This is a genomic window from Salipiger sp. D13 (genome assembly GCF_003703915.1).
Taxonomy (GTDB): Bacteria; Pseudomonadota; Alphaproteobacteria; order Rhodobacterales; family Rhodobacteraceae; genus Salipiger; species Salipiger profundus.
On record NZ_RAPJ01000060.1, the window covers coordinates 20,915 to 27,088 of the forward strand.

5 protein-coding genes and 1 pseudogene are annotated in these 6,174 nt (G+C 71.0%); 2 read left to right on the top strand and 4 right to left on the bottom strand.

From position 1 onward, the window contains the following. Positions 1-58 precede the first annotated feature (58 nt). On the bottom strand, positions 59-1,321 hold the full coding sequence (gene purD, locus D6860_RS23905) for a phosphoribosylamine--glycine ligase (protein WP_076622024.1): 1,263 nt from the start codon (positions 1,319-1,321) through the stop codon (positions 59-61). A 161-nt stretch (positions 1,322-1,482) separates the two neighbouring features. On the opposite strand from purD, the gene xseA reads away from it, so the two are divergent. Further along, positions 1,483-2,967, top strand: a complete 1,485-nt coding sequence (xseA, locus tag D6860_RS23910) for an exodeoxyribonuclease VII large subunit (protein ID WP_076622023.1) — start codon at positions 1,483-1,485, stop codon at positions 2,965-2,967. A gap of 138 nt (positions 2,968-3,105) precedes the next feature. Here xseA and D6860_RS23915 read toward each other — a convergent pair whose 3' ends face one another. The 3 genes from D6860_RS23915 to D6860_RS23925 all read right to left on the bottom strand — a co-directional run bounded on the left by D6860_RS23915 (position 3,106) and on the right by D6860_RS23925 (position 5,863). After that, positions 3,106-3,501, bottom strand: a complete 396-nt coding sequence (locus D6860_RS23915; RefSeq protein WP_076622022.1) for a hypothetical protein — start codon at positions 3,499-3,501, stop codon at positions 3,106-3,108. Between the two features lie 277 nt (positions 3,502-3,778). Beyond that, on the bottom strand, positions 3,779-4,798 hold the full coding sequence (locus tag D6860_RS23920; protein WP_076622021.1) for an alkane 1-monooxygenase: 1,020 nt from the start codon (positions 4,796-4,798) through the stop codon (positions 3,779-3,781). Between the two features lie 126 nt (positions 4,799-4,924). Continuing rightward, positions 4,925-5,863, bottom strand: coding sequence for a lytic transglycosylase domain-containing protein (locus D6860_RS23925; RefSeq protein WP_229743238.1), 939 nt, complete (start codon positions 5,861-5,863; stop codon positions 4,925-4,927). A gap of 66 nt (positions 5,864-5,929) precedes the next feature. Here D6860_RS23925 and D6860_RS23930 point away from each other — a divergent pair. Beyond that, positions 5,930-6,174: pseudogene (locus D6860_RS23930) on the top strand (signal recognition particle-docking protein FtsY); the annotation flags it as partial.

Sequence of the window (6,174 nt, forward strand, 5' to 3'; positions counted from 1 at the left end):
AACCCGGGGCGACGACACCCGGCAGGCGGTGTGCAGGGCGCCGGGGCGCCCCGCCGGTTCAGAGCGCGCGCCAGCCGATGTCGCGGCGGCAGAACCCCTCGGGCCAGTCCACGCCGTCGACCAGCGCATAGGCGCGCTCGGCGGCCTCCGCCAGCGTCGCCCCGCGTGCGGTGGCGTTGAGCACCCGGCCGCCGCTCGCGACGACCTTGCCGTCCGCCTGCGCCGTGCCGGCGTGGAACATCTGGTGAAAGCTGTCCTCGGGCAGCCCCTCGAGCCCGCCGATCACCGTGCCCTTCTCGTAGGCGCCGGGGTAGCCTTTCGCCGCAATCACCACCGTCATCGCGTGATCGTCGGCCCATGTCACCTGGGCCTCTGCCAGACGGCCCTCGGCGCAGGCGTGAATCAGGTCGAGCGCCTGCGCGCCGAGCCGCATCATCAGGACCTGGCATTCCGGGTCGCCGAAGCGCACGTTGTATTCGACAAGCCGGGGCTGGCCGTTCTCGATCATCAGCCCGGCATAGAGCACGCCCGAGTAGGGGGTGCCGCGCTTGACCATCTCGGACATGGTCGGACGGATGATCTCGTCGAGCGCCTTCTGCGCGATCTCGTCCGACAGCACCGGGGCGGGGGAATAGGCGCCCATCCCGCCGGTGTTGGGGCCGGTGTCGCCCTCGCCGACGCGCTTGTGATCCTGCGCGGTGCCGATCGGCAGCACGTCCTCGCCGTCGACCAGCAGGAAAAACGAGGCCTCCTCGCCGGTCATGAATTCCTCGATCACCACCTCGGCGCCGGCGCCACCGAATGCACCGCCGAACATGTCGTCGATGGCTTCCTCGGCCTCGGCGACGGTTTCGGCGATGATCACGCCCTTGCCGGCGGCGAGCCCGTCGGCCTTGACCACGATCGGCGCGCCCTGAGCGGCGACATGTGCCTTGGCCGAGGCCGCATCGGTGAAATGCCCGTAGCCGGCGGTGGGGGCCTGCGCCGCGTCGCAGATCTCCTTAGTGAAGGCCTTCGAGGCCTCGAGCCGCGCCGCCTCCTTTGAGGGGCCGAACACCGGGAAGCCCGCGTCGCGCAGCGCGTCGCCCACGCCCGCGGCCAGCGGCGCCTCGGGGCCGATGATGACGAGGTCGATGGCGTTCTCGCCGGCGAATTCGACCACGGTGCCGCCGTCCTCGATGTCGAGCCGCGCGCATTCGGCGATCTGCGCGATGCCGGCATTGCCGGGCGCGACGATCAGCTTGTCGCACTTGGGGTTCTGCATCACCGCCCAGGCCAGCGCATGTTCGCGGCCACCGCCACCGAGAATGAGGATGTTCATGTCTTCGCCTTCTCCGCTTCGCTCTGCGCCGTCCTAGCGATGCGCCCCCAACCGCGCAAGACGTGGCGGCGAAAGGACCCGCCCAGCGGGGAAGCAATCGCCGCCAAGCACGGGCGCGCGGGGCATTCCCATCCGCGCGGCCCGGCGCTAGGGTGCGGCGCATGGACCTTCTCGACGACGACCCCAGCGGCAACACCCCCGAATTCTCCGTCTCCGAGCTCTCGGGGGCGGTCAAGCGCATGATCGAGGGCGAGTTCGGCCACGTCCGCGTCAAGGGCGAGGTCGGCCGCGTCTCGCGCCCGCGTTCGGGGCATGTCTACCTCGACCTCAAGGACGACCGCGCGGTGCTCTCGGGTGTCGTCTGGAAGGGTGTCGCCTCGCGGCTCGAGACCCAGCCCGAAGAGGGCATGGAGGTGGTCGCCACCGGGCGGCTCACCACCTTCCCGGGCCAGTCGAAATACCAGATCGTCATCGAGGACATCCGCCCGGCGGGGCTCGGCGCGCTGATGGCGATGCTCGAGAAGCGCAAGGCGCAGCTGCAGGCCGAGGGGCTCTTCGACGCGAGCCGCAAGCAGCCGCTGCCCTACCTGCCGGAGGTGATCGGCGTGGTCACCTCGCCCTCGGGCGCGGTGATCCGCGACATCCTGCACCGCCTGCGCGAACGGTTCCCGCGCAAGGTGCTGATCTGGCCGGTGGCGGTGCAGGGCCAGCGCTGCGCCCCCGACGTGGTACACGCCATCGAGGGCTTCAACGCCCTCAGCCCCGGCGGCGCGCTGCCGCGACCCGACCTGCTGATCGTCGCCCGTGGCGGCGGTTCGGTCGAGGATCTGTGGGGCTTCAACGAGGAAAGCGTCGCCCGGGCCGCCGCCGCCTCGCGCATCCCGCTGATCTCGGCCGTGGGCCACGAGACCGACACCACCCTCATCGATTTCGTCTCCGACAAGCGCGCGCCGACGCCCACCGCCGCCGCCGAGATCGCCGTGCCGGTGCGCATGGAACTGCTCGGCTGGACCGGCGAGGCCGGCGCACGCATGACCCGCGCCATGGGGCAGCGCATCGAGACCCGCAGCCAGCGCCTGCGCGACCTGTCCCGCGGCCTGCCGCGCGCCGACACGCTGCTCGACCAGCCGCGCCAGCGGCTCGACATCCTCGCCGACCGGCTGCCGCGCGCGCTCATCCGCGGCACCGAGCAGCGCCGCGTGGCGCTCTCCGACGTCGCCGGCGCGCTGCGCCCCTCGCTTCTCGCCCGCACCATCGCCCACGGCCGCGAGTCGCTGGGGCGCCGCACGGACCGGCTCTCGCTGCGCCCGATCGAACGCGAGATCGCCCGCAGCCGCGACCGTCTCGACACGCTTGCCCGCCGCCTCGGTGAGGCCGGCACGCGCCGTCTCGAGGACCCGGCCACCCGTCTTTCGGGGCTCTCGCGACTGCTCGAGACGCTCAGCTACAAGGGCACGCTGGCGCGCGGCTACGCGGTGGTGCGCAGCGGCGAGGGCCACGTGCTCACCCGCAAGGCCGAGGCCGAGCAGGCCGCCGGGCTCGAGATCGAGTTCGCCGACGGCCGCTTTCCGGTCGGCGGCAGCGCGCCGAAACCGAAGGCCCGCCGCAAACCCGGCGACAAGCCCGAACAGGGCAGCCTGTTCTGACCGGGGCCGACCGGGCGCGGCGCCAGCGCTTCTTCTGGCCATAAATATTCCCGGGGGAGGCGCGCTCAGCGCGACGGGGGCAGAGCCCCCAAATGGTCCGCAACCTCGACGTCAGCGGCGCCCGTCAGGGGACGCGCCTCAGACGCCCACCTCCGGCCCGAGGCACATCATCGGCGCGTCGTCCTGCTGCGCCTCGTAGAGCACCGTGTTCGCCGGGTCGTTCTCGAAGACCGCGCGCAGCCCCGAGCCCTCGCGGAAGAAGCTCCAGCATTGCGGCACCGGCTGGTCCTCGTAGACGAAGCAGATCATGCCGTCTTCGCCGTACCAGAAGCCGTCCTTGCACTTGCCGTCGAGGAACGACCAGCGCACCTGCCGGTCGGGCAGGTATTCCTCGACCCCGTAGGAGGTGCCGTCGAGCCCGAAATAGAGCGTCTTGCCGGTCACGTAGCGCTCGAACTCCTGCGGCGACATCGGCTCCGCCGCGGCAAGCGACAGCGGCAGGAGGGCAAGCAGGAAGACGGCGAGACGGCGCATGCTCGGAGCCTGCCAGAGCTTGCACGACAAGGGAAGGGCGAAGGCAAGGGCGGCCGCCCGGCAAGCACTTGACTAAATAAGTCAAGTATTTGATCTGAAATAATAAATTGACGTCTTCGGGATTCGGGAGTATTGGTCTCTCCAACGCCAGCGCGCCACGTACCCAGCTAGGTCTCCCGCATGCCGCACCCGGAGACGCCAGGCCCGCAACCAGCCAGCGTATTTTCCCCTCAGTGTCAGATCGTCCCGCCGCTTCGATGCGTCGCCGTGTCCGGTTTCAGCCCGCCTGCCAACGACGTGCGCGCGGGTCCATGATCCGGTGCCAGACCGGCGGCACCAGCGCCAGCACCGCCATCACCGGCAGCGAATGCGGCAGGATCGGCATCGCCGCCCGGTCGAGCTCCAGCCCCGGGTAGGGCCGGCCCGGGTGGGCGTGGTGGTCGGAGTGTCGTGGTGCGTTCAGCATCAGCGCCGACGAGGCCCCGTGCGGCGCGTTCCAGCTGTGCTGCGGTCCCACCGGCTCGAAGCGGCCCGGCGCGACCTCGCGCCGCCGCAGCCCGTAGTGCTGCACGTAGTCCGATAGCAGAAGCTGCGCCTGCGCGTAGACCGCAAGGCCGAGCAGCGCCAGCAGGCCGCCGGCTCCGGCGACCAGCCACGCCAACCCCAGTGACAGCACCGCGCCACCGGCGTAGGTCAGATAGGGATGCAAGCCCCGCCGCCGGGCGCGCCGGGCCCGCAGCGCGGTCTCGGCGCGCAATCCCGACCGGAAGCTGCCGAGCCAGGCGCGCGGCGCGAAGCGGTAGTAGCTGCGTCCCAGCGGGGCCGAGTTCGGATCCCCCGCCGTCGCCGCAAGCACATGATGCACCCGCACATGCGCCGAGGCATGATGTCCGAAGAGCAGCGAGCAGTAGACCGCCACCCCAAGCCGCCGCAGCCAGCGGCTCTGACGGTGGATCAGCTCATGCGCGTTCGAGTTGCTCACCTGCCCGAAGAACAGCGCCAGCGCGAAGAACAGCGCCACCCGGGCGCCGGGGCCATGCGCGCCGTGCCCGGCCACCGCCCATGCACCGGCGTAGAGCAGCGGAAAATGCACGAGGCCCAGCAGTGCGGCGAGCCCGTCGCCCGCGGGAAACTCCCGCTCGGGGTGGTCCGGCGCCGCCAGCGCCGCGATTCGGTCCAGGAAATAGGTGACCACGGTGATGCAGAGCAGCGCCGCCCAGGCCCATGCGCCGCCGAACGCCAACCCCAGCGCCAGCAGCGCCACCATGCCCGATGTCGCGATCACGAAACGTGCCATGCCGTTTTCCTCGATGCCGCCCCGCTTCCCTCATAGCACCGAAGCCACTGCCATCGCCACGCAGACCCGTGCCGCATGCAGGTTAGACAGGAAGCCCGTGTCCCGCAGGACGCGCTGGCAGCCCGTTCAGTTCTTGTAGACCGCGCAGGCGCAGCCGCGCGCCTTCAGCGCCTTGCACAGCGACCACGCCGCCTGCCGGTCGTCGCGGCCGACCCGGGCCATCCAGTAGCCGCCCCTGGGGCTGGCGCGGCTTTTCTTCCAGACGAGGTCTGGCTCGTCGCCGGCCACCGGCCCGGAGCACCTGCGGGCGCGCTCGCGATATTGCGCCATGGCCCGCGCCTTGGTGGTGCCGAAGGCCATCTGCACCCCCCAAGGCGCGAGCTCAGGCTCGGGCGGGGCAAGCGCCGTCAAGCGCCGGTCGCGCGCCAGTTCGTGGCAGGCAGCAGGAAAGGGTTTGTCGGGCTGGAGGCTGAAGTCATGCGTCTCCGGCGGGTCCTCGGCCCATGTGTCCGCCGACACCCCGGTGATGATGCGCACGTAGTTCACCGTCTCGCGGGGCAGGGTGGCACCGCCGGCGACCAGCGCACCGGCGCGCCGCTCGCCGCCGTTGTAGGCCACCGCGGCCAGTCCCTGGTTGCCGTAGCGCCGGGTCAGCTCGCCGAGATATTCGGCGGAATACTCCATCGCCTCGGCGGGGTTGTAGGGGTCGATGAGCCCGCGCAGCTTCGCGGTCGAGGGGATGAACTGCGCGATGCCCTGCGCGTTGGCGTGGCTTAGTGCGTTGGGATCGAAGCGGCTTTCCTGCCACAGGAGCCGCGCGAAAAAGCCCGGGTCGAGCCCGTTCCGCGCGGCGAAATGGCCGATCGCCTGGCAGGTGTCGTGCACGAACTGGCTCGGCCGGATGCATTGCACCGGCCCGAACGCCCCGTCCGAACAGAGCGTTCCGGGCTCCGACGGGGGCGGCGGGGCATCCGCCGCCGCCGGTCCCGCCAGGGCCAGGAGACCCGAGATCAGCATCGCCCGCCACATGCCCGGCAGTTGGCCCCAGCGCCGCTGGCGGGTCAACTCACACTTTTCACCGGCGCGGAGGCGTATTAGGTGGAACATCAGGTATCGCAAAGGGTCCGCCACATGTCCTTCTTCGGCAAGCTCAAGAGCCGGTTGCTCAAATCCTCCTCGAAACTCGAGGAAGGTCTCGACGCCATCGTGCAGGAGGGCGGCAGCGAAGACGCGCCCGAGACGCCGGACACGCCGTCGCGGCCCGAAGCGCCCAGCCGGCCCGAGACGCCGGCCCAGCCCGACACCCCGCGCGAAACGCCCGACGTGCCGCCGCCGCCGTCCGAGCAGCCGGAGCGCCCGGCCGAGACCCCCGACGC